Genomic DNA, 25986 nt, shown 5'->3' on the forward strand with positions numbered 1-25986 from the left:
AAAAAGTGGTTCATCATACCATTTCCTGATGCTTTTCTGGCCAAAAAACAGCAGCGTCAAGTGCCGGCTGGCAGCAGCTTAACGGGCTGGACGGCCATCCTGCGCCAGTTTCCAGTCGGCGCGGGAAAAAACACGCTCATGACCGGACAGGACCAGCGCCAGTTTTTGCAGCCACTGCTCGGTCGGCATGGGTTCGGCCTTGAAGCTGAGCACGACCATCAGCATGAGGCTGGCCAGGGCCAGCGCATGGCTGACGGCAAAGTTGACGGCGCCGCGGGCAGTCCACATGAAACCCAGCGCCAGCGCCAGGCCCAGCACGCAACCGCTGACGGCTTCCGACACGCTGTGCGCATGCACGACCACGCGGGAAATGGCCACCAGCACGGCAAAGGCCACGCCCACGAGCACGCCCGCATGGCGCCAGCGCGGCGCGGCCCGCTGCAACAGCACATACATCAGCACGGGGAACACGGCGCCGGCGCGCATGGCGTGGCCGCTGAAACCCGTAAAGTCGAGCGCGCTGCTGCCCACGCCCCAGCTCATGAAGGCCAGCTTCGACAGCACCACGAGGAGCAGGCCGCCGCCGTACCACAAGCTCCAGCTGAGCACCAGGCGCCACTGGCGCGACACCAACAGCCACAGGGCAATCGCCACGCCAGCCGGCCCCATCACGGACATGTCGGCCGCAAAAGAAATCCCATTCCACCAAGTCATCGTACATGCGCTTATTTCATGATCAGTGTGCACTATGCCACGACTGCGCCCTGTTCCGCGCGGCTTTTGCTGTGCTGCAGCGAAGAATTACATTCGATTACAAAATTTCCGCGCAAACCATCCACCCCACCGGCGCCTGAGCGTCAGATATTCGTCAGGCGCTGGCCCTTGGGCAGCGCAAAATCGCGGATCGATTCGATCAGGCCCACTTCCAGCGCCTGGTCGGCCGTCAGGTGCAGGTCGGAATACGCGTGCACCTGCCACTGCTCTTCCGTCAGGCTGACATGGCCGCGCAGGATGCGCTCGGTGCGCATGTCGTCGGCGCGCAAGCCTTCGACGATGATGCTGAGCGCATCGGGACGCGAGCCGGGCGACGCTGTCGCATGCGACTTGTGCACCATGAAGCGGGCCGTATCGCTGGCATGGCGGTGCCGCCCCGCCAGGAACAGGGTGACGGCGATGGACGCCACGGCGCCCGCGTTATAGGTGATGATGTCGAGCGGCAACTTGCTGAGGAAGTTGTACAGACAGATGCCATCGCTGACATAGCCGCCGTTGGACTGGATCAGGATGTGCGCGGTGGTGAGCTTGTCTGCCGTGATATCGGCCGCGGCATTGAAGACGCGCCGCACCATGTCACTGTTGACGTCGCCCGAGAGGGTAAAGTAGCCGTGCCGCCCGCCGTTGTTTTGTGTCTCGTGCTGTGTCTCGCTCTGAGTCTCGTTTTGTGTCGTGTTCATGGCAGCCACCCGCAAGAAAGCCAGGACTTCATCATAGCGCATTCCCGCACGGCGGGGCGCCCACTTGCGCCGTGCCAGCCCTGCTCCCAGCCCCGCAAAACGGGGCGTTTGCGGCGATTTGGCAACGTCTTTACAGATTGACAGAAACACCCCGCTGGCATATATTCCTCCCACTTGATCGGGAGAGGGCAACCCAGCGTTGCCGCCGAAGGGGCACTACCCAAAAACTCTCAGGCAAAAGGACCGATCGGGCGGACTGAAGCTGTTGCTTTGGCGACAACTCAGCTCAACTCTGGAGAGCGGCCGCGGCTATTGCCGGCGGCCCACCGAAGGGGCGCACGGGGCAAGCCCCCGTAATCTCTCAGGTACAAAGGACAGGGGGGTCAGTGATCACGCTGGAAAGCCGTGTTTGGCTATTCTATGTTTTGTTAACTCCCCCTTACCTTCGTCCCGAGGAATCCATGACGCTCAAAGCGACCCCACTCAACACCGCCCACCGTGCCCTCGGCGCCCGCATGGTCGATTTCGGCGGCTGGGACATGCCCGTCAACTACGGCTCGCAAATTGAAGAACACAACGCCGTGCGCGGCGACGCCGGCATGTTCGACGTGTCGCATATGTGCGTGGTCGATATCGAAGGCCCGAATGTGCGCGCCTTCCTGCGCGGCCTGCTGGCCAATAACGTCGACAAGCTGCAAGTGTCGGGCAAGGCGCTGTACTCGTGCATGCTCAATGCCGAAGGCACCGTCATCGATGACCTGATCGTCTACTTCTTCAATGAAAACTGGTTCCGCCTCGTCGTCAACGCCGGCACGGCGGAAAAAGACGTGGCCTGGATGCAGCAGCAAAACACGGCCAGCAACAGCGGCCTGACGATCACCCAGCGCCGCGACGGCAACGGCGCCATGGCCCTGGTGGCCGTGCAAGGCCCGAACGCGCGCGCCAAGGTCTGGCAAGTGCTGCCGGAAACACAGGCCGCCTCCGAAGCCATCAAGCCATTCAACGTCGTCATCGTCAAGGACACGCCATTCGGCGAAGTCATGCTGGCGCGCACCGGCTACACGGGCGAGGACGGCTTTGAAATCGGCGTGGCCGCCACCCAGGTGGAAGCGCTGTGGAACGCATTGATCGCCGCGGGCGTCAAGCCGGCCGGCCTGGGCGCGCGCGACACCCTGCGCCTGGAAGCGGGCATGAATCTGTACGGCCAGGACATGGACGAAAGCGTCAACCCGCTCGACGCGGGCCTGGCGTGGACCATCGACCTGGTCAGCGAACGCGATTTCATCGGCAAGGCGGCCCTGCTGGCCAAGGGCCAGAACGCGCAATTCGTGGGACTGATCCTGCGCGAAAAAGGCGGCGTGCTGCGCGCCCATCAAAAAGTCATCATCGCCGGCAGCGACGCCACGGGCGAAATCACCAGCGGCACCTTCAGCCCGACCATGCAGGAAGCAATCGCCCTGGCGCGCGTGCCGAACGGCGTGGCCGTGGGCGACACCGTGCACGTGGAAATCCGCGGCAAACAGCTGGCCGCTTCCGTCGTCAAGCTGCCTTTCGTGCGTAACGGTAAAATCCTGGCTGCGTAAGCGTTTAGCGATAGAGAGCCACCGCCCGCAAGACCGTACAACCATAATCAATAACGAACACTTACCATCTGGAGCCACACATGAACATTCCTGCAGACCTGAAGTACACCACCTCCCACGAATGGGTACGCCTTGAAGGCGACGGCACGATCACCGTCGGCATCACCGAATACGCGCAGGACGCGCTGGGCGACATCGTCTTCGTCGAACTGCCAAGCGTGGGCAATACCTATGGCGCCGGCGACGACGCCGCCGTGGTGGAATCGGTCAAGGCAGCGAGCGACATCTACGCGCCGATCGGCGGCGAAGTCGTGGCCGTCAACGACGACGTGGTCAACGCGCCGGAATCGATCAACGCCGACGCCTACGCCAACTGGCTGTTCAAGATCAAGCCAGCCGACGTGTCGGCCCTGGACGGCTTGCTCGACGCCGCCGCCTATGGCGCGACCACCAGCGCCTGATCGCGTTTGACTCACGGGCCGCGCTTGCGGCCCGTTTGCTTTTTTCCAGCAGCGCCCGCGCGCCGCCTCCCGGTTTTTCAGTCTTTTTTGGCCTCTATATCATGACCCGCACCAGCCTGACCCAACTCGAAGCACGCGATGCCTTCATCGCCCGCCACATCGGCCCTTCCGCCACCGAACAGCAAGCCATGCTGGCGACCCTCGGCTATCCATCGCGCGCCGCGCTGATCGACGCCCTGGTCCCGGCCAACATCCGCAACAAGGGCGCCCTGCCCCTGGGCGCGTATTCGCAGCCGATGCCGGAACAGGAAGCGCTGTCGCGCCTGAAAGCCATCGCCGGCAAGAACCAGGTGCTCAAATCCCTGATCGGCCAGGGCTACTACAACACGTTTACGCCTGGCGTCGTGCTGCGCAACATCTTTGAAAACCCGGCCTGGTACACGGCGTACACGCCTTACCAGCCAGAGATTTCGCAAGGCCGCCTGGAAGCGATCCTGAACTTCCAGCAAGTGATCACCGACCTGACTGGCATGGGTATCTCGAACGCCTCGATGCTGGACGAAGGCACGGCCGCCGCCGAGGCGATGACATTGATCCAGCGCGTGGGCAAGTCGAAATCGAACGTGCTGTATGTCGCCAACGACGTGCTGCCGCAAACCCTGGAAGTGGTGCAGACGCGCGCCCAGCCGATCGGCATCGAGGTACGCACGTTCGATCCGGCTGAAATCGAATCGCTGGACGCCTGCTTCGGCGTGCTGCTGCAGTACCCTGGCGTGAACGGTGTCGTGCGCGACTACCGCGCCGGCGTGGAAAAACTGCACGCGAACGGCGCCATGGTCATCGTCGCGGCCGACCTGCTGGCCCTGACCATGCTCACGCCACCGGGCGAATGGGGCGCCGACGTCGTCGTCGGCAACAGCCAGCGCTTCGGCGTGCCGCTCGGTTTCGGCGGCCCGCACGCGGGCTATCTGTCCACGCGCGATGAATTCAAGCGCAATATGTCGGGCCGCCTGGTGGGCGTCACCGTCGATGCGCAAGGCAACAAGGCCTATCGTTTGGCCCTGCAAACGCGCGAACAGCATATCCGCCGCGAAAAAGCCACCTCGAACATCTGCACGGCGCAAGTGCTGCTGGCCGTGATGGCCTCGATGTACGCCGTCTACCACGGCCCGGCCGGCCTGCTGCAGATCGCCCGGCGCGTGCACCGTTTCACGGGCGTGCTGGCCGCCAACCTGAAGACCCTCGGCTATGGCGTCGTCAATGCGACTTACTTCGACACCCTGACCATCAACGTCGCCGATGCGGCGCAGCTGCACGCGACGGCCATGCACCACGGCGTCAACCTGCGCAAGATCGACAACACCCACGTCGGCGTGTCGCTCGACGAAACCACCACGCGCGACGATATCGCGCTGCTGTGGAAGGTGTTCGCGCACGGACTGGCCAACGCGCCTGCCGCGCCGGACCTGGACGCCGTCGAAGCCAATGTGACCAGCGCGCTGCCGGCCAGCCTGGCGCGCGAAAGCGCCTACCTGACCCACCCCGTCTTCAACAGCTACCACTCGGAACACGAAATGCTGCGCTACCTGCGCAGCCTGGCCGACAAGGACCTGGCGCTGGACCGCACCATGATCCCGCTCGGTTCGTGCACCATGAAGCTGAACGCGACGTCCGAGATGATCCCCGTCACCTGGCCCGAGTTCTCGAACATCCACCCGTTCGCGCCGGACGCGCAAACGGTGGGCTACCGCGAAATGATCGCGCAGCTGGAAGAGATGCTGTGCGCATTGACGGGCTACGCGGCCGTCTCGCTGCAGCCGAACGCCGGCTCGCAGGGCGAATACGCGGGTCTGCTGGTGATCAAGGCCTACCACGAGTCGCGCGGCGAAGGCCACCGCAACATCTGCCTGATTCCATCGTCGGCGCACGGCACCAACCCCGCATCGGCCAATATGGTCGGCATGCAGGTGGTCGTCACCAGCTGCGACGCCAACGGCAACGTGGACCTGGCCGACCTGAAGGCGAAAGCGGAAAAACACAGCGCCAACCTGGCTTGCGTGATGGTCACCTATCCATCCACCCACGGCGTGTTTGAAGAAGGCATCCAGGAACTGTGCGAGATCATCCACTCGCACGGCGGCCAGGTCTACATCGACGGCGCCAACATGAACGCGCTGGTCGGCGTGGCCGCTCCCGGCTCGTTTGGCGGCGACGTATCGCACCTGAACCTGCACAAGACCTTCTGCATTCCGCACGGCGGCGGCGGACCGGGCGTCGGCCCGATCGGCGTGGGCGCGCACCTGGCGAAATTCCTGCCGAACCAGCGTTCCTCGGGCTACCAGCGCGACGTTGCCGGCATCGGCGCCGTCAGCGCCGCGCCATTCGGCTCGGCCAGCATCCTGCCGATTTCGTGGATGTACATCGCCATGATGGGCGCAGAGGGCTTGACGGCAGCCACCGAGACGGCGATCCTGGCGGCGAACTACATCGCGCGCCGCCTGGCGCCGCACTACCCGGTGCTGTACTCGGGCCACGACGGCCTGGTCGCGCACGAGTGCATCCTGGACCTGCGCCCGATCACGGACGCCACCGGCATCAGCAACGAAGACGTGGCCAAGCGTTTGATGGACTTCGGTTTCCATGCGCCGACCATGAGCTTCCCCGTGCCGGGCACCTTGATGATCGAGCCGACGGAAAGCGAATCGAAAGTGGAGATCGACCGCTTCATCGACGCCATGATCGCCATCCGCGCGGAAATCGCCAAGGTCGCCAGCGGTGAATTCGACCACGACGACAACCCGTTGAAAAACGCGCCGCACACGGCGCAGGTGCTGATGTCGGACAACTGGGAACGCAAGTACAGCCGCGAAATCGCCGCCTACCCGGTCGCTTCCCTGCGCCAGCGTAAATACTGGCCACCGGTCGGCCGCGCCGACAACGTGTACGGCGACCGCAACCTGTTCTGCGGTTGCGCGCCTATCAGCTCCTATGAAGAAGAGTAAACCTGATTTGCCCGGCTAGCCGCGCAAGAGGAAAACAGAACGGCAGGCCGCAAGGTCTGCCGTTTTTTCATGCGCCGCCTTATATCGCCAGCAAGACCGCGCCCGGCAATCCCAGCACGGTGCCCAGCACCGTCAGCAACGCGACATCGCGCCGCTCGCAGCGGGCGCGGTGCGAACTCCAGGCGGCGAACAACAGGGCCGCGGCCACGCCGCTGAGCGAAATGCCCACTTCTGTCATGTCAATTCTCCCGTCATTGTTTCTTTCTTCATTGCTCTCATCCTTTTCAAATGATTGAACAAGCTACCTACCGGTAGGAAGTAAGTGTACAATAAAAAACACGGTGGCGTCCATGCCCCGTTTTTTTGCCGACACGAAGGAATCGCAATGCAGCAGCAAACCCCTCTCCCCGCCGCCAGTCTCGGGCTGGCCGCTTCCCTGGCTCTGGTGGCCGTGCTCGGCCCGGCCGGCATCGACATGTACCTCGCATCCATGCCCGCCATGGCGCGCGAGCTGCACACCTCGTATGCGAACGTGCAGCTGAGCCTGACCGTCTTCCTGCTGGCCCTGGGCGGCGGGCAACTGCTGTGCGGCCCGCTCACCGACATGCTGGGCCGGCGCCGTCCGCTGCTGGCAGGCATCGCCGTGTACATCGTCGCGGCCGTGTGGGCGGCGCAGGCGGATCAACTGGCCACCCTGCTGCTGGCGCGCACCCTGCAGGGCCTGGGCGCGGCGCTGACCCTGGTCGTGGTGATGAGCATGGTGCGCGACGTGGCCGATGGCGTGCAGGCGGCGCAGCTGTTTGCCCTCTTGATGACCATCGTCGGCCTGGCGCCCGTGCTGGCGCCGGCCGTGGGCGGCTTGCTCGACGCGCATTATGGCTGGCGCGCCGTGATGCTGGCCCTGGCCGCGCTGGGCGGCGTCACCTTGCTCAATAGCGCCTTGTTGCTGCCGGAAACGCTGCCACCCGCGCGCCGGGTCTCGCCGCGCGGCATGCACCGCACGTATGCGCGCATCGCGCTGGAGCGCGCCTTCCTGCTGCCCGCGCTGGCCCTGTCGGCCACCTTCTTCTTCCTGTTCGCGTATATCGGCGGCGCGTCGCTCGTCTACCAGCGCGATTTCGGCCTGTCCGCCGGCACCTTCGGCCTCGTCTTCGGCGCCACGGGCGTGGCCGTGCTGCTGGGCGCCATGGCCAGCGGGCGTCTGGTGGAAAGGCACGGCGTGGCGCGCCTCTGCGTGACGGGCAGCATGGCCATGCTGGGCGGCGCCGCGCTGGCCCTGCTGGGCGCCTGGGCGGGAGCGGGCATCGCCGCCGTCGTGCCGGGCATGTTCCTCGCCCTGTTTGGCCTGGGCATCGCGGAAGCGGCGCTGATGGCCATGGCCATGGGTTCGCAGCAGCGCGCACTCGGCTCCACGGCCGCGCTGCTGGGCGCCATCCAGATGACCTTGTCGTCCCTGGCCACGCCGCTGGCGGCCAGCCTGTCCGAATGGGGGCCCTTGCCCTGGCTGCTGTTCTTGACCGTGGCCGGCCTGCTGGTATCATGGCTGACCCTGGCCACTGCGCGCGTCCATCCGGCACCCGCCAGCAGCCTGGGAGCGCACTGACGCCTCACCCACTCTCACCCCATGATGAAAAAACGCTCGGCCTCGGCCGATAACATCTGTGCCATCGCCGTCGTGCACTTTTCCGAACACGGCTACGACGCTTCGTCCCTCAGCGACATCGCCGCGCAGGCGGGCATGCGCAAGGCGTCGCTGTATTCCCACTTCACCGGCAAGGACGCCCTCTTCCTCGACGTGTTTGCCGACGCGCTGGCCGAAGAGCAAGCCTTCATGGACAGCTGCTTCGCCGACGAAGCGGTGCTGGCCACGCCCGGAGGCCAGCAGGCCGGCGCCCTGTACTGCGAGCGCATGGCGCAGCGCTATGCCGATTCGGCCCATTTGCGCTTCCTGCTGCGCACCGCATACTTGCCGCCCGCGCCCCTGCGCGTGGAAGTCGGCACGGGCTACGAAGCACTGCTGGCGCAACTGCAGCGTCATTACGTGCAGAGCCTGGCCCGTCTCGCGCCCACGTTATCGCCGCAGCGCATCGACCTGTACGCGCAAGCCTACCTGGGCATCGTCGACAGCCTGCACGTGGAGCTGATCTACGCGGGCGGCGCCGCACTGCAGCAGCGCCATGCGGCGCTATGGCAGATTCTTGCCGATTCGCTGGCGATGGCGGCGCAACCTGGCTGAGCATGCGGTCTGCAACAGGTAAATTACACTTTGGAAACCTAAGATTTCTTCAGTTGACACGCTTGCAGTCCATCCATAAGATGCCCTCATTATTCATTTACGGAGTCCCACGTGGGTACTTGTTCTAGTGACAGTAGCCGATCTTGTATCGGTGATTGCCTCGGCAGCTAAGCAGCAAGCAACGCGGAATTCCGTTTCCTCCGTGCCTTGCTGAGCAAGGTGCGGTGTCTCGCGCGGCCAGTCTGGCCGCACGCCTCCTCCCCCTTTCCGATCGCGACCGGCTACTGACCCGGATTGCCCGCCAGCACGATTGTGTGTTGGCGGAACGCAAGTCTTGCCTGCGGCTGCGCCGCCCGTCAACACCTCGTCGTGAAAGGAAGAGCATGAATCTCTTCACCCGCCTGTTCGAATCGTTCCTGCGCAAGCGCCATACGGCCGGCAACTTCCGCCGCCGCGCCATGCCATTGGAAAACAGCACGGCCCGTCCCGTGCCCGACCACCTGGCGCGCCAGCTGCTGGCCGCCGCCCATGAAGACCTCGATAGCGCCCTGAACCGCCTGCACACGCGCCTGGAAGGCTTGCGCGATGCCGAAGCGCAAGTGATCGGCGCGCAGACGGGGCCGAACGAGGTCGAGCATGAAAAACCGCTGGCCTGGTACCAGCACCTGTGGCTGTGCTACAAGAATCCGTTCAACCTGCTGCTGACCGTGCTGGCCATCGTTTCCTACCTGACCGAAGACCCGAAAGCGACCATCGTCATCGGCACCATGGTGATTTTGTCGACCCTGCTGCGCTTCGTGCAGGAAGGCCGCTCGAACCGGGCCGCCGAGCGCCTGAAAGCCATGGTCAGCAATACGGCCACCGTGCTGCGCAATGGCCAGCAGGTCGAGCTGCCGATCCGCCAGCTGGTGCAGGGCGACCTCATCGTGCTGTCGGCCGGCGACATGATCCCCGCCGACTGCCGCCTGCTGTCCGCGAAAGACCTGTTCGTCAGCCAGGCCGCCATGACGGGCGAATCCTTGCCAGTGGAAAAGATGGCCGAGCTGGCCGACGGCGTGGGCCGCGACCCGATGGAACTGGCCAATCTGCTGTTCATGGGCACCAACGTGATCTCGGGCGCCGCCACGGCGCTGGTGCTGGCCACCGGCAACCGCACGTATTTCGGCACCATCGCCACGCGCGTGACGGCCACCGAGCGCACGCCCACCGCGTTCGAGGCGGGCGTCAACAGCGTCAGCTGGCTCTTGATCCGCTTCGCCCTCGTGATGGCGCCGCTGGTGTTCCTGATCAACGGCTGGACCAAGGGCGACTGGATGGAAGCGTTCCTCTTCGCCCTGTCCGTGGCGGTCGGCCTGACGCCGGAAATGCTGCCCATGATCGTCACCAGCACCCTGGCCAAGGGCGCCGTGAAACTGTCGAAAAAGAAAGTCGTCGTGAAACGCCTGGACGCCATCCAGAACTTCGGCGCCATGGACGTGCTGTGCACGGACAAGACAGGCACCTTGACGCAGGACAAGATCGTGCTCGAACGCCATACCGACGTGTTCGGCCAACCGTCCGACGAAGTGCTGCAATTCGCCTACCTGAACAGCCACTACCAGACGGGCTTGAAAAACCTGCTGGACCGCGCCGTGCTCGACCATGTGGAATTGCAGACGGAAATGCAACTGGCCCGCGATTACGTGAAAGTCGATGAAATCCCGTTTGATTTCGTGCGCCGCCGCATGTCCGTCGTCGTCTCCGAAAAGAATGACCACCATGAACTGATCTGCAAGGGCGCCGTCGAGGAAATCCTCGCCGCCTGCAGCCACCTTCGCCTGGGCGGCGTGAATATTCCGCTCGACGCCGCCCTGCTGGACAAGGTGCTGGACACCACGCATGGCTTGAATGCGGAAGGCTTAAGAGTGGTGGCCGTGGCCGTCAAGGAAGTGCCGCCGCATAAAACCGTGTACGGCGTGGCCGATGAAACGGCACTGACCCTGATCGGTTATGTCGCTTTCCTCGATCCGCCGAAGGAGTCGACGGCGCCGGCCCTGCGCGCGCTGGCGGAACATGGCGTGACCGTGAAAGTGTTGACGGGCGACAACCACCTGGTAACGGCGAAGATTTGCCGCGAAGTGGGCCTGGCCGTGCACGGCGTGCTGCAAGGCCCGCAACTGGACGACATGGACGACGCCACCCTGGCCCGCGCGGCCGAAGACAACACCGTGTTTGCCAAGCTCAGCCCCCTGCACAAGGAGCGCCTCGTGCGCGCCCTGCGCGGCAACGGCCACATCGTCGGCTTCATGGGCGACGGCATCAACGACGCGCCCGCCCTGCGCGCGGCCGACATCGGCATTTCCGTCGATTCGGCCGTCGATATCGCCAAGGAAGCGGCCGACATCATCCTGCTGGAAAAGAGCCTGATGGTGCTGGAAGAAGGTGTGCTGGAAGGCCGCCGCACCTTCAGCAACATGCTGAAATATATCCGCATGACGGCCAGCTCGAACTTCGGCAATGTGTTTTCCGTGCTGGTGGCCAGCGCCTTTTTACCGTTCTTGCCCATGCTGCCGCTGCACTTGCTGGTGCAAAACCTGCTGTATGACGTGTCGCAGATCGCCATCCCGTTCGACAATGTCGACGCCGAACTGATCCAGCAACCGCTGAGCTGGAACCCGCGCGACATCGGCCGCTTCATGGTGTTTTTCGGGCCCATCAGCTCGATCTTCGACATCAGCACGTTTATTTTGATGTGGCATGTGTTCGGCGCGAATACGCCTGAGCAGCAGACCCTGTTCCAGTCCGGCTGGTTCGTCGTGGGGCTGTTGACGCAAACCCTGATCGTGCACCTGATCCGCACGCCCAGGCTGCCCTTCATCGACAGCATCGCCTCCGTGCCCCTGCTGGTGGCCACCACCGCCATCATGGCCGTGGGCGTGTTCTTGCCGATGGGTCCGCTGGCAAGCTACTTCAAGCTGCAAGCCTTGCCCTTGGGCTACTTCCCCTGGCTGCTGGGCATCCTCGTCTGCTACACCCTGCTGACGACCTTGATGAAACGCTACTATCTGCGCAAATTCGGCTGGCAATAGTATGATGGGCCGCTCTTTCCTCTACACAAGGCGCGCATGAGCGGCTCCCCTACTTCAAAACGCACGCTGGCCCTGTTGCTGTCGGCCCTCGTGTTTCCCGGCACCGGGCATTTCTTATTAAAACGCCAGGCGCGCGGCTGCCTCTTCCTCGTGCCCGCCCTCGCTGCGCTGGCGCTCGTATTGCGCCAGATCATGGCACGCTTGGACCAAATAATGGCACAGATCGACAGCGGCGCCCTGCCCCTCGACGTGCAGCTGATCATGGAAAAGGTCGATGCGCTCTCCGCCAACGACGGCCCCGCCATGACGGTGGCCGTGGGTGTGCTGGTGGCGTGCTGGATCGGCAGCCTGATCGATACCTGGCTGATCAAGCCATGACGGCGGAAGCGCAGGCGCGCAAACTGCGCAAGGAGGCCAAGATGCAGGCGCGCCGCGCGCAACTGGCGCTGAGCCGCCAGGACCACGGCGGCCCGCTGGCCTGGCGCGGCTGGTTCGACGGCTCCGCCCACCCGAACCCGGGCAAGCTGGGCATAGGCGCCCTGCTGCTGGGACCGGACGGCGAGCGCATCGAAGTGAGCGAGGCGGCCGGTTATGGCAGCAGCAGCGATGCGGAATATGCGGCCCTGACGGCCGTGCTGCGGGCGGCGCTGGGCGTGCGGCCGGTACAGCTCTTGCTGTACGGTGACAGCCAGGTGGTGATCAATGACGTGCTGGGAACGACGCCGGCCGGCGCCAAGGGGCTGGAAGTACAAAGGGCCACCGTGGTGGCCCTGTTACAACAATTTCCTGACGTCAGCCTGCGCTGGCTACCGCGCCACCGCAATGGCGAGGCGGACCGGCTGTCGCAGCTGGCGATCGCCGGCTCGGTCGAGAAAGATTAAGCGGCGCGGCCGATCTGCAAGGCAGGCTTGACTTCCTTGCTTGCAGGACGTGTTACACCTTTCAAACCGCTGACCGTGGCCTGATGGCCACTCAGTTTAAACACGCTGACCACTTGCGCCAGGTTATGTGCCTGGTGCTGCATCGATTCGGCGGCCGCCGCCGACTCTTCCACCAGGGCCGCATTTTGTTGCGTCACGGCATCCATCTGGCCAATGGCGCGGTTGATCTCGTCGATGCCCACGCTTTGTTCGCTGCTGGCCGCGGTGATTTCCGTGATGATGTCGCTCACGCGCTGCACGCTGTCGACGATGTCGTTCATGGTCGAACCGGCCTGCGCCACCAGCATGCTGCCCGCGTTGACTTGCTCCACCGACGCGCCGATCAGGGTCTTGATCTCTTTCGCGGCCGAAGCGGAACGCTGGGCCAGGTTGCGCACCTCGGACGCCACGACGGCGAAGCCGCGGCCCTGCTCGCCCGCACGCGCCGCTTCCACGGCCGCATTCAGGGCCAGGATATTCGTCTGGAAGGCGATGCCGTCGATCACGCTGATGATATCGACGATCTTGTTCGACGACGCATTGATCGATTCCATCGTGCCCACCACCTGCGCCACGACTTCGCCGCCCTTGACGGCCACTTGCGCCGCCGAGGCCGCCAACTGATTCGCCTGGCGCGCATTGTCCGCATTCTGTTTCACGGTGGAAGTCAGCTCTTCCATCGACGACGCCGTCTCTTCCAGCGAGCCGGCCTGCTCTTCCGTACGGGAAGACAGGTCCTGGTTGCCGGCGGCAATTTCCGTCGACGAGGTGGCGATGCTGTCCGTGCCCGTGCGCACTTCGCTGACGATGTTGAGCAGGCTGCTGTTCATGTCCTTCAACGCTTGCAGCAATTGACCCGTTTCATCCCTGGCGCCGGCGTCGATCTGCGCCGTCAAGTCGCCATCGGCCACCTTGCGGGCGATCTCCACGGCCGTGCGCAGGGGACGCACGATGCCCATCGTCAACAGCCAGGCACAGACGACGCCAAAGCCCAGCGCCAGCAGTGCCAGGGTCAGCAGCAAGTTGCGGCTCGTCTTGGCGACGGCGTCGATCTCGCGCGCCGTCTTGTCGATGCTGGCGCGCTGGTGCTGCAGCATGTCATTGACCACTTTCAGGTATTTCGTCGAGCCGGGCACGAAGATGCCCTGGAACGCTTGCTCCGCTTCGGCCTCGTGTCCATCCGCCTTCAGCTTCGACACTTGCGCGCGCGAGTCGAGGTAGACCTTGCGCTGCTCGCTCACCAGGCGGAACAGTTCCTTTTCTTCCGGGCTGGAAATCAAGGCTTCGATTTTCTTTTGCAATTCGCCCGAGACGACGGACGATTGCTTGGCCTCTTCCGCAAAATACGCGCCCAGTGTCGTGTCGCTGCTGCGCGCGATGGCCGTGGTGCGGCGCACGCCGCTGTCGATCTTCGCGTACCAATCGGAAATATAGCGTTCCTTCGCCAGCGGCAATTCCATCATGGTGCGCGTGGCCATGGCGACGTCGTGCAAGCGCCACACGCTGATGCCCGTGATGAGCATGGAAAACAGCAAGATCACGGCAAAACCCAGGCCGAGGCGCACACCAATACTGACGTTTCTTAACAAATTCATGTGAATATCCTAAAAAAGCGGAACCAGACTATATAAAAAGGGAATAGCGAAGGGGACAGCGGCTGCACGAGGCAGCCGCGACGGCATCAGCGCGTGCCGATGCGCAAGGCCGTTTGCGGCGCAGCCGGGCGTTTCAAGCCGCCGGCGCCTGCCTGCTGGCCATTCAATTTAAACACGCTGACGACCTGCGCCAGCTTGTGCGCCTGGTGCTGCATCGATTCGGCGGCCGCCGCCGACTCTTCCACCAGGGCCGCATTTTGTTGCGTCACGGCATCCATCTGGCCGATGGCGCGGTTGATCTCGTCGATACCCACGCTTTGCTCGCTGCTGGCCGCCGTGATTTCCGTGATGATGTCGCTCACGCGCTGCACGCTGTCGACGATGTCGTTCATGGTCGAACCGGCTTGCGCCACCAGCATGCTGCCCGCATTGACTTGTTCCACGGAAGCGCCGATCAGGGTCTTGATCTCTTTCGCGGCGCTGGCCGAACGCTGGGCCAGGTTGCGCACTTCGGACGCCACGACGGCAAAGCCACGGCCCTGCTCGCCCGCACGCGCCGCTTCCACGGCCGCGTTCAAGGCCAAAATGTTCGTCTGGAAGGCGATGCCGTCGATCACGCTGATGATGTCGACGATCTTGTTCGACGACGCATTGATCGATTCCATCGTGCCCACCACCTGCGCCACGACTTCGCCGCCCTTGACGGCCACTTGCGCCGCCGAGGCCGCCAACTGATTCGCCTGGCGCGCATTGTCCGCATTCTGCTTCACGGTGGAAGTCAGCTCTTCCATCGAGGACGCCGTCTCTTCCAGGGAACCGGCCTGCTCTTCCGTACGGGAAGACAGGTCCTGGTTGCCGGCGGCAATCTGCGTCGACGACGTGGCGATGCTGTCCGTGCCGCCACGCACTTCGCCGACGATGTTGAGCAAACTCGTGTTCATGTCCTTCAGCGCGAGTAAAAGCTGCCCGGTTTCATCCCTGGCGCTGGCGTCGATCTGCGCCGTCAAGTCGCCATCGGCCACCTTGCGGGCGATGTCCACGGCCGTGCGCAGGGGGCGCACGATGCCCATCGTCAAGACCCAGGCGCAGACGACGCCAAAAGCCAGCGCCAGCGCGGCCAGCGCCAACATCAGGTTGCGGCTGGTATTGGCGACGGCGTCGATCTCGCGCGCCGTCTTGTCGATCGTGGCGCGCTGGTGCTCCAGCAAGTCCGAGACCATCTTCTGGTATTTCGCGGCGGCCGGCACGAACGTCTTTTCAAACACCTCGTTGGCGGCCTCGACCTGCGCTTCGCCCTTCAGCTTGTAGACCTGGTCGCGCGAGCCGATGTACACCTTGCGCTGCTCCAGCAAACCGGCGAACATGGCTTTTTCCTCGGGCTTGTCGATCAGCGCCTCGATTTTCTTTTGCAGCTCCGCCGAGCTGGACGACGAGACTTTCGATTCTTCGGCGAAATAGCCACTGAGCGACGTGTCGCTGCTGCGGGCAATGGCGATGGTGCGGCGTACGGCGCTGTCGATGCGGCCATACCAGTCGGAAATATAGCGTTCCTTGGCCAGCGGTTGCTCCATCATGACGCGCGTGGCGCTGGCCACGTCGTGCAGGCGCCAGACGCTGATGCCCGTAATGAGCATGGAAAACAGCAAAATCACGGCAAAACCGAGTCCGAGGCGGACACCGATGCTGACGTTGCGTAATACATTCATGTGACTATCCTAAAGAGCCTGACGCCATGGCGACAAGCTGGCAGTTTCGCGCTGCTGCTGGCTGGCTGACGTGGCGAAACGGGCGTAAAAAGTGAAACTCAAGTGAAACTGGCGCACGGTTCGGCTGAACCGTGCGCCAGGAAATGCGCTAGCGTGCGCCTTGCAGAAAAAGCAAACAATGCTTGGGGTCAATTGTTTCCTACAAACTTGGCCGACTGACCTTCCGCAAGAATTTAAGCAGCCAATTTTTCGATCAAGCCCATGTCGGCGCTGGACATCAGCTGGTCGATATCGACCAGAATCAGCATGCGCTCGTCAATGGTGCCCAGGCCGATCACGTATTCCGTGTTGATCGAACGGCCCATGTCCGGCGCCGGCTTGATCTGTTCCGGCATCAGGGTGGTGACGTCGGAGACGCGGTCGACGACCATGCCGACGACGCGGTTGCCGATATTGAGGATGATGACGACGGTAAACTGGTCATAGCTGGGCGTGCCCAGGTTGAATTTGATGCGCATGTCGACGATGGGCACGATGATGCCGCGCAGGTTGACCACGCCCTTGACGAACTCGGGCGCGTTGGCGATGCGGGTCGGCGTTTCATAGCTGCGGATTTCGCTGACTTTCTGGATGTCGATGCCATACTCTTCCTGGCCCAGGGTAAAGGCCAGGTATTCGGCAGCCTTGGCAACGGTTGCGCCGGTGTCGCTGGAATTGGTGTTCATGATAATCCTTTCGTTAACTCGCCTGGGGCGCAGACCAAGGCACGCTGCGCGCTAGCCTTGGACGTGACGGGCCATACATGATGGAACGGCCGCCACTGGTATGTTGTGCAAATACTTTCTCGCAATTAGCTTATGCCTCTAATTTCCGTGCGGCAATGTTACCCCATGTAAATTTTACATGCACTAAAAAAGAGCGATCAGCTGACTGGATCTTTCCAAGAATGCAAGTTGTGTGGTGAATACGGCACGCAGCAGTGCCAGGCTTGCCACCGCACGCGGCGGCGTTTTATGCCACACTGGCGGCCCCTGCTTTTTACGACCTTGCACCATGCACTCTTTGCTTTCTCAATGGCAGCCACGCCTGCTGGCGCTGGCCACGGCCGGCCTGGGCGATGACGGCGCCCACGACCTCAACCACCTGCACCGTGTCTGGCGCAATGCCTGTGTCCTGCTGCAGGAGCATGTGCAGGCGGACGCCCTCACCGTGATGGCCGCCTGCTATCTGCACGACCTGGTCAACTTGCCGAAAAACCATCCCGAGCGCCACCTGGCCTCGCGCCAGGCGGCCGCGCTGGCTTGCCGCCAGCTGGCGGAACTGGATTTTCCACCAGAGAAACTGGCCGGCGTGGCCCACGCCATCGAGACGCACAGTTTTTCCGCCAACCTGCCGCCGCACACGATCGAAGCGCAAATCGTGCAGGATGCCGACCGCATCGACGCGCTGGGCGCCGTGGGGCTGGCGCGCCTGTTTTACACGGCCGCGCGCATGGAGAGCGCGCTGGCGCATGGCAGCGATCCGCTGGCCCAGCATCGCGAACTCGACGACAAGGCGTATGCGCTCGACCATATCGTCACCAAGCTCGACAAACTGCCCGGCAAGATGCAGACGGCGGCCGGCCGCGCCCTGGCCGAACAGCGGCTGGCCGTGCTGACGGATTTCCGCGCCGCCTTTGCCGACGAATGGGGCATTGCGCACTGACATGGGTGGCGATAGCCAGCATGGCCCATGCTGTCTATAATGCAAGCCTCAGCTATCGCGCCGCGCGCCAGCAGGAACCTGCAACGCGCCGGCGCTTTGCCAACGCGCCGAAAGCATGCATGTCCGATAAAACCAGCCCCGACAGCCTATCCCCGTCCGCCGCCGCGCCCGCGCGCGCCGGCAACCTCAATTTCATCCTCGTCTGCGTCTTCATCGACATGCTGGGCATCGGCCTGGTGGTGCCCGTGCTGCCCATCCTGATCGGCGACTTTGTCGGCGGCAAGGATGAGCAAGCGTTCTGGTACGGCATCATGGCGGCCGTGTTCGGCTTGCTGCAATTCATCTTCATGCCCATGCTGGGCGCCATCAGCGACCGCGTGGGACGTCGTCCCGTGCTGCTGTACTCGATGGCCGGCATGGGCATCAACTTCCTCGCCACGGGCTGGGCGCCGAACCTGGCCTGCCTGTTCATCGGCCGCATCATCGGCGGCGTCTCGTCGGCCAGCATGTCGGTCGCGTCCGCTTACGCTTCCGACGTTTCCACGCCCGACAACCGCGCCAAGAGTTTCGGCAAGATCGGCGCCGCCTTTGGCCTGGGCTTCATTTGCGGGCCCATGCTGGGCGGACTGCTGGGCGAGATCAATCTGCACCTGCCGTTTTACGTGGCGGCGGGCCTGTCGGCGGCCAATTTCATCTACGGCTATTTCTGCGTGCCCGAATCGCTGCGGCCCGGCCCCCGCGCGCCCTTCACCCTGGCGCGCATCAATCCGTTTGCCGCCCTGCTGAAGCTGGTGCGCCGCGTGGAAATCCGCGGCCTGGTGCTGGCCTTCGGCCTGATGACGTTCGCGCAAATGATGCTCAACACCACCTGGGTGCTGTACACGCATTTCCGCTTCGACTGGACGCCGCGCCAGAACGGCATCGCCCTGTTCTGCGTGGGCCTGTGCGCGGCCGTCGTGCAGGCAGGCTTGCTGGGCATACTCATCAAGCGTTTTGGCGAAGTGCGGCTGTCCTTGCTGGGCATGGCGTCGGGCGCCCTCACCTATTTGCTGTACGGCCTGGCGACGCAGGGCTGGATGATGTATGCGCTGATCCTGTGCAACCTGCTGGCCTTCGCCGCCGGACCGGCCCTGCAAGGCATCATCTCGAAGTCATCGAACGCCAGCGAACAGGGCGAACTGATGGGTTCCCTGCAATCGATCAGCAGCCTGGGCATTATCATCATGCCTTTGCTCGGCAGCATGATCCTCGGTGAAGTGAGCCATTTGCCGCCGCAGGACTGGCGCATCGGCAGCACCTTCTTCCTGTGCGCCATCATGCAAACCCTGGGCATCGTGGTGGCCTGGCGCTACTTCAAGGCGCAACGCCAGACAAGACTTGCGGTTTCCACCACAAAGTAGTCGGCAGGATAATATTGCATTTGAGAAATAAATAGGCGAGAATGGGATAATCAAGCGGACGTTGCCAACGCCCGCGATACGATGGTGAGCAAGGATGGGTATGACTGACTTTTATTCCAGCGCCTGGCGCCGAAGCGTGGCCATGCTGGCGCTGGCGCTGCCGTCGCTGGCGGGCGCACAATGCTCGCGCGACATCCAGGTACCCGTCTCGGCCATCGGCGCCAGCGTGGTGGTCACTGGCGCCACCATCAGCGGCATCTATCCCGACTTGCTGCGCAGCATGGGCGCCAAGCTGGGCTGCAATTTCATCTTCACGGCCGTGCCCCGTGCGCGCCTGGAAGCGATGTTCGAGGCGGGCAAGGCAGACTTGCTGATCCCGGCCAGCAGCACCTTGCGGCGCGACCAGCACGGCCTGTTCATTCCCATGCTGGGCAGCCGTCCGCTGCTGATTTCGCTGCAGGGCGCGCGCGCGCCCATCAACACCATGCAGGAATTGATCGAGCGGCGCGAATTGCGCGTGGCGCTCGTGCGCGGCTACGACTATGGCGCACCGTACCAGGCGCTGGCGAAGGAGCTGAGCAGCCAGGGACGCCTGTTCTACGAAGTCGACGCGCTGTCCGTGGCGCGCCTGATGCAAAGCGGCTTCATCGATGCCACCATCATGGCGCCCACCATCCTGGCCGGCGTGGCGCAGAACGATGCGCGCGTGTATGGCCTGGCCGACCGCCTGCGCCTGGAAGCCTTGCCGGAATTACCATGGGGCATGAGCGGCGTCTACCTGTCGCGCAAGTCGCTCACGGCGGAAGACCAGGCGACCCTGCGCGACCTGCTGGACAAGGCGGGCCGCTCGGGCAACGTGATGGAAGCCTTCCAGCGCCATCACCGCCAGGAATTGCTCTCGCTCAGCATCCGTCCGCGCTAAGGCTTGCATGTCCGGTTTTGTCGTCGCCGTCGTCCTGTTCGCCGCCCTGTTGCACGCCAGCTGGAACGCCATCGTCAAGTCGGGCAAGGATACCTTTCTCAGCACGGTACTCGTCTGCGTGGGCGCGGCCCTGATCTCGCTGGCCGTCTTGCCCTTTGTCGATGCTCCCGCGCCCGCCAGCTGGCCCTGGCTGGCCGCCTCGGCCGTGGCGCAGCTGGCCTATTACTCGCTGCTGGCGGCCGCCTACAAGGCGGGCGACATGAGCCATGCCTACCCCCTGATGCGCGGCAGCGCGCCGCTCATCGTGGCGCTGGCCAGCTGGCCGCTGATCGGCGAGCGGCTGTCTTCCATGCAGATGGGCGCCGTCGCCTGCATCTGCGCCGGCATCTTCGCGCTGTATTTCGCCGCGCGCCCGCCCGCCACGCCCGCCGCGCGGAAAAACACGGGACGCGCCACGGCATTCGCGCTGGGCAACGCCTGCGTCATCGCCAGCTATACCTTGATCGACGGCATCGGCGTGCGCCTGTCCGGCGCGCCTGCCGCCTACACCATGTGGATTTTTGTCTTGAACGGTACGGGGCTATTGCTGTGGACGCTGCTGCGCCGCCCCGCCGACCTGCTTGCGTATGCGCAAACGCAATGGCGGCTGGCCGCCATCGGCGGTGTCGGCACCCTCGCCTCGTATGGGCTGGCCCTGTGGGCCATGACGCAGGCAAGCGTGGCCGCCATCGCGGCCCTGCGCGAAACGTCGATTTTATTCGCCATCGCCATCGCGGCCCTGTTCCTGCGCGAAAAAATCAGCCCCCGCCGCTACCTGGCCATCGGCCTGATCGCGGCGGGGGCAGTGCTCATGCGGGCCGCCTAGCGCGCGTCGAGCGGCGCCATCGGCAACTCGATCGCGCTGGCCGCCCCTGTCGCGTGGTACACGCGCTGCGTGGCCTTTCTATAATGGCTTGGGTCGGCCAGGAAGATGTTCGGCACGTAGTTTTGCGGGTTGCGGTCGTACAGGGGGAACCAGCTCGACTGCACTTGCACGGCGATGCGGTGGCCGGGCAGGAAGACGTGATTCGCGTTCGGCAAAGCGAAGCGGTAGCGCTCCACCTTGCCCGCCGGTATAGGCGTCGGGTGCTCGAAGCTGTCGCGGTAGCGCCCGCGGAAGATATCCATCGCCACGCCCAGCTGATACCCGCCCATGGCCGGCTGCGACGGCACTTCATCCGGATACACGTCGATCAGTTTCACCACCCAGTCGGCATCCGTGCCGCTGGTGGAGGCGAACAGGTTGACCACCGGTGCGCCGGCGATCCGCACGGCCGTTTTCAAGGGCTCGGAAACATAGCTGAGCACGTCCGTGCGGTCACTGTAGCCGCGCTGGTCGCTGACCAGCCATGGCTTCCACTGATCGCCATCGCCGAGGCGCACGGGACGAGGCACGAACGGCACGGGTTTCGCGGGATCGGCCACGTATTCATCGAAGGCGCCTTCCGCCGCATCCGCAGCGCCCGATGGCGCCGCAAAGCCCAGCCTGGAACCGTCCTGCAGGTAGATCGGCGTCAGCCTGGTGTCGCAGGTCTCGCAGGCCAGCGGCCATTGCCGCAGGCGCTGCCACTGGTTCGTGCCGCTCTGGTACGACACCACGGGCGCCGTGTTCGCCTCCGGCGCGCCATCCTTCAGGTATTGGTTGAGGAACGGCTGCATGACTTTTTCACGGAACTGGCGCGCCGTATCGCCGTCGAATTTCAAGGCGCCCAGGCTGGAACCGTCATAGTTGACGCCGCTATGGCGCCACGGGCCGATGGCCAGGTAATTGAGGTTGTTGCGCTTGTCGCGTCCCTCCATCGCCGCATAGGTGGCGTAGGGGCCATAAATGTCTTCCTGGTCCCACTGCCCCACCACGTGCATGGTCGGCACGATCAAGGGGCGTTTCGCGAGGATTTTATCCAGCGCCTGTTCCTGCCAGTAACTGTCGTAGGCCGGGTGTTCGAACAGCTTTTTCGTGTAGGTCAGCTTGTCGATGCCGAATTTCTTCGCGTAATCCCCGGCCGAGCCGATGCGCAAATACGCCTCGTAATCGTCATAGACGCCCAGCGCGGGCGCTTCGCCGTTGCCGCGCACGCTCGTCTGCCACGCCAGGTAAGACAGGCTCGGCATGCGGAAGGCGCCGTTATGGAACCAGTCGTCGCCGCGCCAGCCATCGACCATGGCGCTCATGGGAATGGCCACCTTCAGCGCCGGATGCGGGTCGACCAGGGCCATCAGCACCGTATGTCCCTCGTACGAGGAACCCAGCATGCCCACCTTGCCATTGCTTTCCGGAATATTCTTCACGAGCCAGTCGATCGTGTCCCACGCATCCGTGACGTTGTCGACCTTGGTATGGTTGAGCGGGCCGCGCACCGGGCGCGTCATCACATAGTCGCCTTCCGATCCATGCTTGCCGCGCACGTCCTGGAAGACGCGGATATAGCCATTCTCCACCAGGGTGTCGTCGCCTTGCGGCAAGGTGGCCAGCATGCTGGGGCTGCTCGCGCGCTGGGCGCGGCGGGCCGCATTGTACGGCGTGCGCGTGAGCATGATCGGCGCTTTTTGCGCGTCTTTCGGTACGACGATCACCGTGTACAGCTTGACGCCGTCGCGCATGGGGATCATCACCACGCGCTTGACGTAGTCATTCATGTCGGGCATCACCAGCTTGGCGCCGATATCGGGCGCCATCGGCGGCGTTTGCGCCATCGCGGGCGCAGCAAACAGGGAACTCACAAGCAGGGCCAGGCCGGTGAGCCGGACGGGGGACGACACGCGCATACTGTTCTCCAATGATTCATGCCACGCAAAAGTGGCCGAACGGCAATAGTACCCGGAAAGCAAGTTCCGCAATAGGCCAGCTGCTGACGCGGCGCAGCAGATAAATCCGGGCGCAACTTGACAGAACGCGCACGAACTGCAACCATAACGCCATGAAATTTATCCCGTCACAACACGCCTGCTTGAATTGGTGGTCCCGCTCACTTTCGCGCGGCCACTGCATAGTGATGTGAATTTGATCCACGCCGCCTCGATCGGTGGCGTAACAGGCTCAGCCTGGATCATCCCCGATGCAGGCGGCTCAAAAGGAAACTTGATGAGCTTGCCTAACACTCCCGATACCCCCGACACCGAGAATACCCCGGCCGCGCCGCTGTCGGCTGCCGCCATCGCCTCGCAATCCGTGATCCTGACGGGCGACCGCCCCACCGGCCCCTTGCACCTGGGCCACTACGTGGGCAGCCTGCGCGACCGCGTCGCCTACCAGAACAGCTACAAGCAATTCATCATGCTGGCCGACGCCCAGGCGCTGACGGACAATATGGATGACATCGACAAGGTGCACCGCAACGTGGTCGAAGTGGCGCTCGACTACCTGGCCGTCGGCATCGACCCGAGCAAGACCACGGTCTTCATCCAGTCGCAAATCCCGGAACTGGCCGAGCTGACCTTTTACTACCTGAACATCGTCACCGTGGCGCGCCTCGAGCGCAACCCCACCGTCAAGGAAGAAATCCGTTTGCGCGGCTTCGAACGCGATATCCCGGCCGGCTTTTTGACCTACCCTGCCAGCCAGGCGGCCGACATCACGGCCTTCAAAGCCGGCGTGGTGCCCGTGGGCGAAGACCAGATCCCGATGATCGAGCAGACGAATGAAATCGTGCGCCGCTTCAACCGCATGTACAACCGCGAAGTGCTGATGGAATGCAAGGCGCTGGTGCCGGACATCGGCCGCCTGCCCGGCATCGACGGCAAGGCGAAGATGAGCAAGTCGCTGGGCAACACCATCAACCTGGGCGCGACCGCCGCCGAAATCACGGCCGCCGTGAAAAAAGTCTATACCGACCCGCTGCACCTGCGCGTGGAAGACCCGGGCCACCTGGAAGGCAACATCGCGTTTACCTACCTCGATGCGTTCGACCCGGAAAAAGCGGCGCTGGCCGACATGAAAGCCCATTACGTGCGCGGCGGCCTGGGCGACAGCATCGTCAAGAAGCGCCTGGACGTGGTCTTGCAGGAAATGCTGGCGCCGATCCGCGCCCGCCGCGAAGAGTTCGCCAAGGACAAGGGCCAGGTCATCCAGATGCTGAAGGAAGGCACCTTCAAGGCACGCGAAGTGGCGGCCCGCACGGCCGATGAAGTCAAGTCGGCGCTGGGCCTCAATTACTTCTGATCGCCAGCAGCAATAGCAAACTGATATAGCAAACTGATGCGCCCAGGCGGAGTCGGGTAAAATCCCGCTTTCGCCTGGGCGCAATTCGTTTGTCACCGTGGCATCAGCAATCCGTAGAGAGACACCGCGCCATGACCGATACCCCTGTCGAACAACTGCTGCAGCAGCATTTTTCCATCGATGCGCTGCAACAAGCCCCCGCCCCACTGCGGCAGGCGCTGGGCATGCTGGGCGGCTGGCTGGCCGCCGAACGCGACACGCCGTACCCGCACACGCCGTATGCGGAACTGCTGACGCAACTGTCCGATACCCGCCTGCCCGCGCACGGCATGGCCGTGGCGGATTTCCTGCAAGAACTCGACACCACGGTGCTGGCCAATACGGCCCAGCTGAACCATCCGCAATACATCGGCCACATGACGCAAGCCCTGCCCTGGATCAGCGTGCTGGCCGAAGCGTTTACTGCCACCCTGAACCAGAACCAGGTCAAGATCGAGACGGCGTACGTGTCGACCCTGATCGAAAAGCAGATCCTCGGCTGGCTGCACCGCCAGGTGTACCAGTTGCCGGACGCCGTCTACACGCAGGCCATGGCCGCCACCAGCGGCGCGCTGGGCAATGTCGTCAATGGCGGCACCATGGGCAATCTGACGGCGCTGGCGGTGGCCTTGGAGAAACAATTACCCGGCACGCGCAAGCGCGGTTTGTTTGCCGCCATGCAGGAATCCGCTTATGCGGGGCTGGCCGTGATCGGCTCGGCCCGCAGCCACTATTCCGTGAAAAAGGCGCTGGCGACCCTGGGCCTCGGTGAAAACGCCTTGCACCTGGTGGCCGTCGACCGCGACAACCGCATCGACGTCGCCGCGCTGGAAGCGACGATTGCCGATTTGAAATTGCGCAAGATCAAGGTCGTCGCCATGATCGGCATCGCCGGCACGACGGAAACGGGCGCCATCGACCCGCTGGCCGCCATGGCGGCCATTGCCGCGCGGGAAAGCATCTGGTTCCATGTGGACGCGGCCTGGGGCGGAGCGCTGTTGATCGCGGAACAGTACCGCGCGCTGTACGACGGGATTGCCCTGGCCGACTCCGTCGTCATCGACGGGCATAAACTGCTGTGGGTGCCGATGGCGCAAAGCATGGTGCTGTTCAAGGACGGCGCCAGCCTGAACTTGCTGAAACATAACGCCAACTACATCTTGCGCGACAACTCGGGCGACCTGGGCCAGACATCGCTGGAAGGCTCGCGCCGCTTCGACGCCTTGAAACTGTGGACCTCGTTCAAGGTGCTCGGTGTGTCCGGCTACACGACCTTGCTGCGCCAGGCGGCCACCTTGTCCGGCCAGTTGCAGCAGCTCTTGGCCGACCAGCAGGACTTTGAGCTCGTCACGCGCTCCGACACCTTCATTCTGACCTACCGCTACGTGCCCGCGCACTTGCGCCAGCGCATGGAAGCCTTGCTGGCCAGCGAGCAGGTGGACGCGGCGACCGAGCTGAACAAGCAGCTGAACACGCTCAACGCCAAGCTGCAAAACCGGCAAAAGGCGCAGGGCCACAGCTTTGTGTCGCGCACTGTGCTCGAATCGACGCGCTACCCCGGCCCGACCAACGTGTTGCGCGTGGTCATGACGAATGTCAAGACGCGCCCGCACCACCTGCGCGCCATCCTGGCCGAGCAGCGCGCCATCGGCCAGGCGCTGGTGGCCGAGCTGGGCCTGTAAGGAAACACCCAACCGT

General features: G+C 63.7%; 21 protein-coding genes and 2 riboswitches. Of the genes, 14 read left to right on the plus strand and 7 right to left on the minus strand.

Going from position 1 to position 25986, the window contains the following annotated elements; genetic code table 11:
• Positions 1–78: 78 nt before the first annotated feature.
• The gene (locus J0O65_RS23015) at positions 79–714 is read right to left on the minus strand and encodes a phosphatase PAP2 family protein (protein ID WP_251373925.1); all 636 of its coding nucleotides are present in this window, start codon (positions 712–714) and stop codon (positions 79–81) included.
• A 143-nt stretch (positions 715–857) separates the two neighbouring features.
• The gene (locus J0O65_RS23020; protein ID WP_251373926.1) at positions 858–1454 is read right to left on the minus strand and encodes an ATP-dependent Clp protease proteolytic subunit; all 597 of its coding nucleotides are present in this window, start codon (positions 1452–1454) and stop codon (positions 858–860) included.
• A 169-nt stretch (positions 1455–1623) separates the two neighbouring features.
• A riboswitch (glycine riboswitch) is annotated at positions 1624–1710 on the plus strand.
• 26 nt (positions 1711–1736) lie between these two features.
• Positions 1737–1842: riboswitch (glycine riboswitch) on the plus strand.
• A 73-nt stretch (positions 1843–1915) separates the two neighbouring features.
• On the opposite strand from J0O65_RS23020, the gene gcvT reads away from it, so the two are divergent.
• The 3 genes from gcvT to gcvP all read left to right on the plus strand — a co-directional run bounded on the left by gcvT (position 1916) and on the right by gcvP (position 6500).
• The gene (gene gcvT, locus J0O65_RS23025) at positions 1916–3037 is read left to right on the plus strand and encodes a glycine cleavage system aminomethyltransferase GcvT (RefSeq protein ID WP_215409527.1); all 1122 of its coding nucleotides are present in this window, start codon (positions 1916–1918) and stop codon (positions 3035–3037) included.
• A gap of 80 nt (positions 3038–3117) precedes the next feature.
• Complete coding sequence (gcvH, locus tag J0O65_RS23030; protein WP_215409528.1) at positions 3118–3498, plus strand: glycine cleavage system protein GcvH; 381 nt, start codon at positions 3118–3120, stop codon at positions 3496–3498.
• Between the two features lie 101 nt (positions 3499–3599).
• Positions 3600–6500 (plus strand): aminomethyl-transferring glycine dehydrogenase, encoded by a 2901-nt coding sequence (gene gcvP / locus J0O65_RS23035; RefSeq protein WP_215409529.1) that lies wholly within the window; start codon positions 3600–3602, stop codon positions 6498–6500.
• A 79-nt stretch (positions 6501–6579) separates the two neighbouring features.
• Here the strand turns inward: gcvP and J0O65_RS23040 are convergent, their stop codons facing one another.
• The gene (locus J0O65_RS23040; RefSeq protein ID WP_215409530.1) at positions 6580–6738 is read right to left on the minus strand and encodes a hypothetical protein; all 159 of its coding nucleotides are present in this window, start codon (positions 6736–6738) and stop codon (positions 6580–6582) included.
• Between the two features lie 147 nt (positions 6739–6885).
• Here J0O65_RS23040 and J0O65_RS23045 point away from each other — a divergent pair, with 147 nt between their 5' ends.
• The 5 genes from J0O65_RS23045 (at position 6886) to J0O65_RS23065 (ending at position 12685) form a co-directional block, all read left to right on the plus strand.
• Positions 6886–8103 (plus strand): Bcr/CflA family efflux MFS transporter, encoded by a 1218-nt coding sequence (locus J0O65_RS23045; protein WP_215409531.1) that lies wholly within the window; start codon positions 6886–6888, stop codon positions 8101–8103.
• 21 nt (positions 8104–8124) lie between these two features.
• Positions 8125–8736 (plus strand): TetR/AcrR family transcriptional regulator, encoded by a 612-nt coding sequence (locus tag J0O65_RS23050; protein ID WP_215409532.1) that lies wholly within the window; start codon positions 8125–8127, stop codon positions 8734–8736.
• 383 nt (positions 8737–9119) lie between these two features.
• Entirely contained in the window at positions 9120–11804 is a 2685-nt protein-coding gene (gene mgtA / locus J0O65_RS23055) for a magnesium-translocating P-type ATPase (protein WP_215409533.1), read from the plus strand.
• Positions 11805–11840: 36 nt separating this feature from the next.
• Positions 11841–12182 (plus strand): DUF6677 family protein, encoded by a 342-nt coding sequence (locus J0O65_RS23060; RefSeq protein ID WP_215409534.1) that lies wholly within the window; start codon positions 11841–11843, stop codon positions 12180–12182.
• A complete protein-coding gene (locus tag J0O65_RS23065; RefSeq protein ID WP_215409535.1) occupies positions 12179–12685 on the plus strand; it encodes a ribonuclease HI family protein in 507 nt (168 codons plus the stop codon). The genes J0O65_RS23060 and J0O65_RS23065 overlap by 4 nt, the downstream gene beginning before the upstream one ends.
• On the opposite strand, the gene J0O65_RS23070 is transcribed toward J0O65_RS23065, so the two are convergent.
• From J0O65_RS23070 to J0O65_RS23080, 3 genes are all read right to left on the minus strand, one after another.
• Positions 12682–14319 carry a methyl-accepting chemotaxis protein gene (locus J0O65_RS23070; protein ID WP_215409536.1) on the minus strand — a complete coding sequence of 546 codons (1638 nt, stop codon included), beginning with the start codon at positions 14317–14319 and terminating at the stop codon, positions 12682–12684. The genes J0O65_RS23065 and J0O65_RS23070 overlap by 4 nt on opposite strands.
• 86 nt (positions 14320–14405) lie before the next feature.
• On the minus strand, positions 14406–16025 hold the full coding sequence (locus tag J0O65_RS23075) for a methyl-accepting chemotaxis protein (RefSeq protein WP_215409537.1): 1620 nt from the start codon (positions 16023–16025) through the stop codon (positions 14406–14408).
• A 233-nt stretch (positions 16026–16258) separates the two neighbouring features.
• Positions 16259–16750, minus strand: a complete 492-nt coding sequence (locus tag J0O65_RS23080) for a chemotaxis protein CheW (protein ID WP_034752308.1) — start codon at positions 16748–16750, stop codon at positions 16259–16261.
• 328 nt (positions 16751–17078) lie between these two features.
• Between J0O65_RS23080 and J0O65_RS23085 the strand changes: the two genes are divergently transcribed.
• The 4 genes from J0O65_RS23085 (at position 17079) to J0O65_RS23100 (ending at position 20916) form a co-directional block, all read left to right on the plus strand.
• A complete protein-coding gene (locus tag J0O65_RS23085) occupies positions 17079–17729 on the plus strand; it encodes an HD domain-containing protein (protein ID WP_215409538.1) in 651 nt (216 codons plus the stop codon).
• Positions 17730–17848: 119 nt separating this feature from the next.
• On the plus strand, positions 17849–19129 hold the full coding sequence (locus tag J0O65_RS23090; RefSeq protein WP_215409539.1) for a TCR/Tet family MFS transporter: 1281 nt from the start codon (positions 17849–17851) through the stop codon (positions 19127–19129).
• Between the two features lie 100 nt (positions 19130–19229).
• Positions 19230–20051, plus strand: coding sequence for a substrate-binding periplasmic protein (locus tag J0O65_RS23095; protein ID WP_215409540.1), 822 nt, complete (start codon positions 19230–19232; stop codon positions 20049–20051).
• Between the two features lie 7 nt (positions 20052–20058).
• Positions 20059–20916, plus strand: coding sequence for an EamA family transporter (locus J0O65_RS23100; protein WP_215409541.1), 858 nt, complete (start codon positions 20059–20061; stop codon positions 20914–20916).
• Here the strand turns inward: J0O65_RS23100 and J0O65_RS23105 are convergent.
• Positions 20913–22856 (minus strand): CocE/NonD family hydrolase, encoded by a 1944-nt coding sequence (locus J0O65_RS23105; RefSeq protein ID WP_215409542.1) that lies wholly within the window; start codon positions 22854–22856, stop codon positions 20913–20915. The two genes, J0O65_RS23100 and J0O65_RS23105, sit on opposite strands and share 4 nt — an antisense overlap.
• 316 nt (positions 22857–23172) lie before the next feature.
• On the opposite strand from J0O65_RS23105, the gene trpS reads away from it, so the two are divergent.
• Together trpS and J0O65_RS23115 are read left to right on the plus strand one after the other, a co-directional pair.
• Complete coding sequence (gene trpS, locus J0O65_RS23110) at positions 23173–24249, plus strand: tryptophan--tRNA ligase (protein ID WP_251373927.1); 1077 nt, start codon at positions 23173–23175, stop codon at positions 24247–24249.
• 131 nt (positions 24250–24380) lie between these two features.
• The gene (locus tag J0O65_RS23115) at positions 24381–25970 is read left to right on the plus strand and encodes a pyridoxal-dependent decarboxylase (protein ID WP_215409543.1); all 1590 of its coding nucleotides are present in this window, start codon (positions 24381–24383) and stop codon (positions 25968–25970) included.
• The last annotated feature ends 16 nt before the right edge of the window (positions 25971–25986 follow it).

The sequence above is a fragment of the Janthinobacterium sp. JC611 genome, assembly GCF_018682595.1.
Classification (GTDB): domain Bacteria; phylum Pseudomonadota; class Gammaproteobacteria; order Burkholderiales; family Burkholderiaceae_D; genus Janthinobacterium.

What these genes read in the sequence shown, in the direction of transcription:
- J0O65_RS23060 (WP_215409534.1), top strand. Translation starts at nt 11,841, where the DNA reads ATGAGCGGCTCCCCTACTTCAAAACGCACGCTGGCCCTGTTGCTGTCG.
- J0O65_RS23115 (WP_215409543.1), top strand. Translation starts at nt 24,381, where the DNA reads ATGACCGATACCCCTGTCGAACAACTGCTGCAGCAGCATTTTTCCATC.
- J0O65_RS23105 (WP_215409542.1), bottom strand. Translation starts at nt 22,856, where the DNA reads ATGCGCGTGTCGTCCCCCGTCCGGCTCACCGGCCTGGCCCTGCTTGTG.
- trpS (WP_251373927.1), top strand. Translation starts at nt 23,173, where the DNA reads ATGAGCTTGCCTAACACTCCCGATACCCCCGACACCGAGAATACCCCG.
- J0O65_RS23080 (WP_034752308.1), bottom strand. Translation starts at nt 16,750, where the DNA reads ATGAACACCAATTCCAGCGACACCGGCGCAACCGTTGCCAAGGCTGCC.
- J0O65_RS23095 (WP_215409540.1), top strand. Translation starts at nt 19,230, where the DNA reads ATGACTGACTTTTATTCCAGCGCCTGGCGCCGAAGCGTGGCCATGCTG.
- J0O65_RS23085 (WP_215409538.1), top strand. Translation starts at nt 17,079, where the DNA reads ATGCACTCTTTGCTTTCTCAATGGCAGCCACGCCTGCTGGCGCTGGCC.
- J0O65_RS23070 (WP_215409536.1), bottom strand. Translation starts at nt 14,319, where the DNA reads ATGAATTTGTTAAGAAACGTCAGTATTGGTGTGCGCCTCGGCCTGGGT.
- J0O65_RS23100 (WP_215409541.1), top strand. Translation starts at nt 20,059, where the DNA reads ATGTCCGGTTTTGTCGTCGCCGTCGTCCTGTTCGCCGCCCTGTTGCAC.
- gcvT (WP_215409527.1), top strand. Translation starts at nt 1,916, where the DNA reads ATGACGCTCAAAGCGACCCCACTCAACACCGCCCACCGTGCCCTCGGC.
- gcvH (WP_215409528.1), top strand. Translation starts at nt 3,118, where the DNA reads ATGAACATTCCTGCAGACCTGAAGTACACCACCTCCCACGAATGGGTA.
- gcvP (WP_215409529.1), top strand. Translation starts at nt 3,600, where the DNA reads ATGACCCGCACCAGCCTGACCCAACTCGAAGCACGCGATGCCTTCATC.
- J0O65_RS23075 (WP_215409537.1), bottom strand. Translation starts at nt 16,025, where the DNA reads ATGAATGTATTACGCAACGTCAGCATCGGTGTCCGCCTCGGACTCGGT.
- J0O65_RS23050 (WP_215409532.1), top strand. Translation starts at nt 8,125, where the DNA reads ATGATGAAAAAACGCTCGGCCTCGGCCGATAACATCTGTGCCATCGCC.
- J0O65_RS23090 (WP_215409539.1), top strand. Translation starts at nt 17,849, where the DNA reads ATGTCCGATAAAACCAGCCCCGACAGCCTATCCCCGTCCGCCGCCGCG.
- mgtA (WP_215409533.1), top strand. Translation starts at nt 9,120, where the DNA reads ATGAATCTCTTCACCCGCCTGTTCGAATCGTTCCTGCGCAAGCGCCAT.
- J0O65_RS23065 (WP_215409535.1), top strand. Translation starts at nt 12,179, where the DNA reads ATGACGGCGGAAGCGCAGGCGCGCAAACTGCGCAAGGAGGCCAAGATG.
- J0O65_RS23015 (WP_251373925.1), bottom strand. Translation starts at nt 714, where the DNA reads ATGACTTGGTGGAATGGGATTTCTTTTGCGGCCGACATGTCCGTGATG.
- J0O65_RS23040 (WP_215409530.1), bottom strand. Translation starts at nt 6,738, where the DNA reads ATGACAGAAGTGGGCATTTCGCTCAGCGGCGTGGCCGCGGCCCTGTTG.
- J0O65_RS23045 (WP_215409531.1), top strand. Translation starts at nt 6,886, where the DNA reads ATGCAGCAGCAAACCCCTCTCCCCGCCGCCAGTCTCGGGCTGGCCGCT.
- J0O65_RS23020 (WP_251373926.1), bottom strand. Translation starts at nt 1,454, where the DNA reads ATGAACACGACACAAAACGAGACTCAGAGCGAGACACAGCACGAGACA.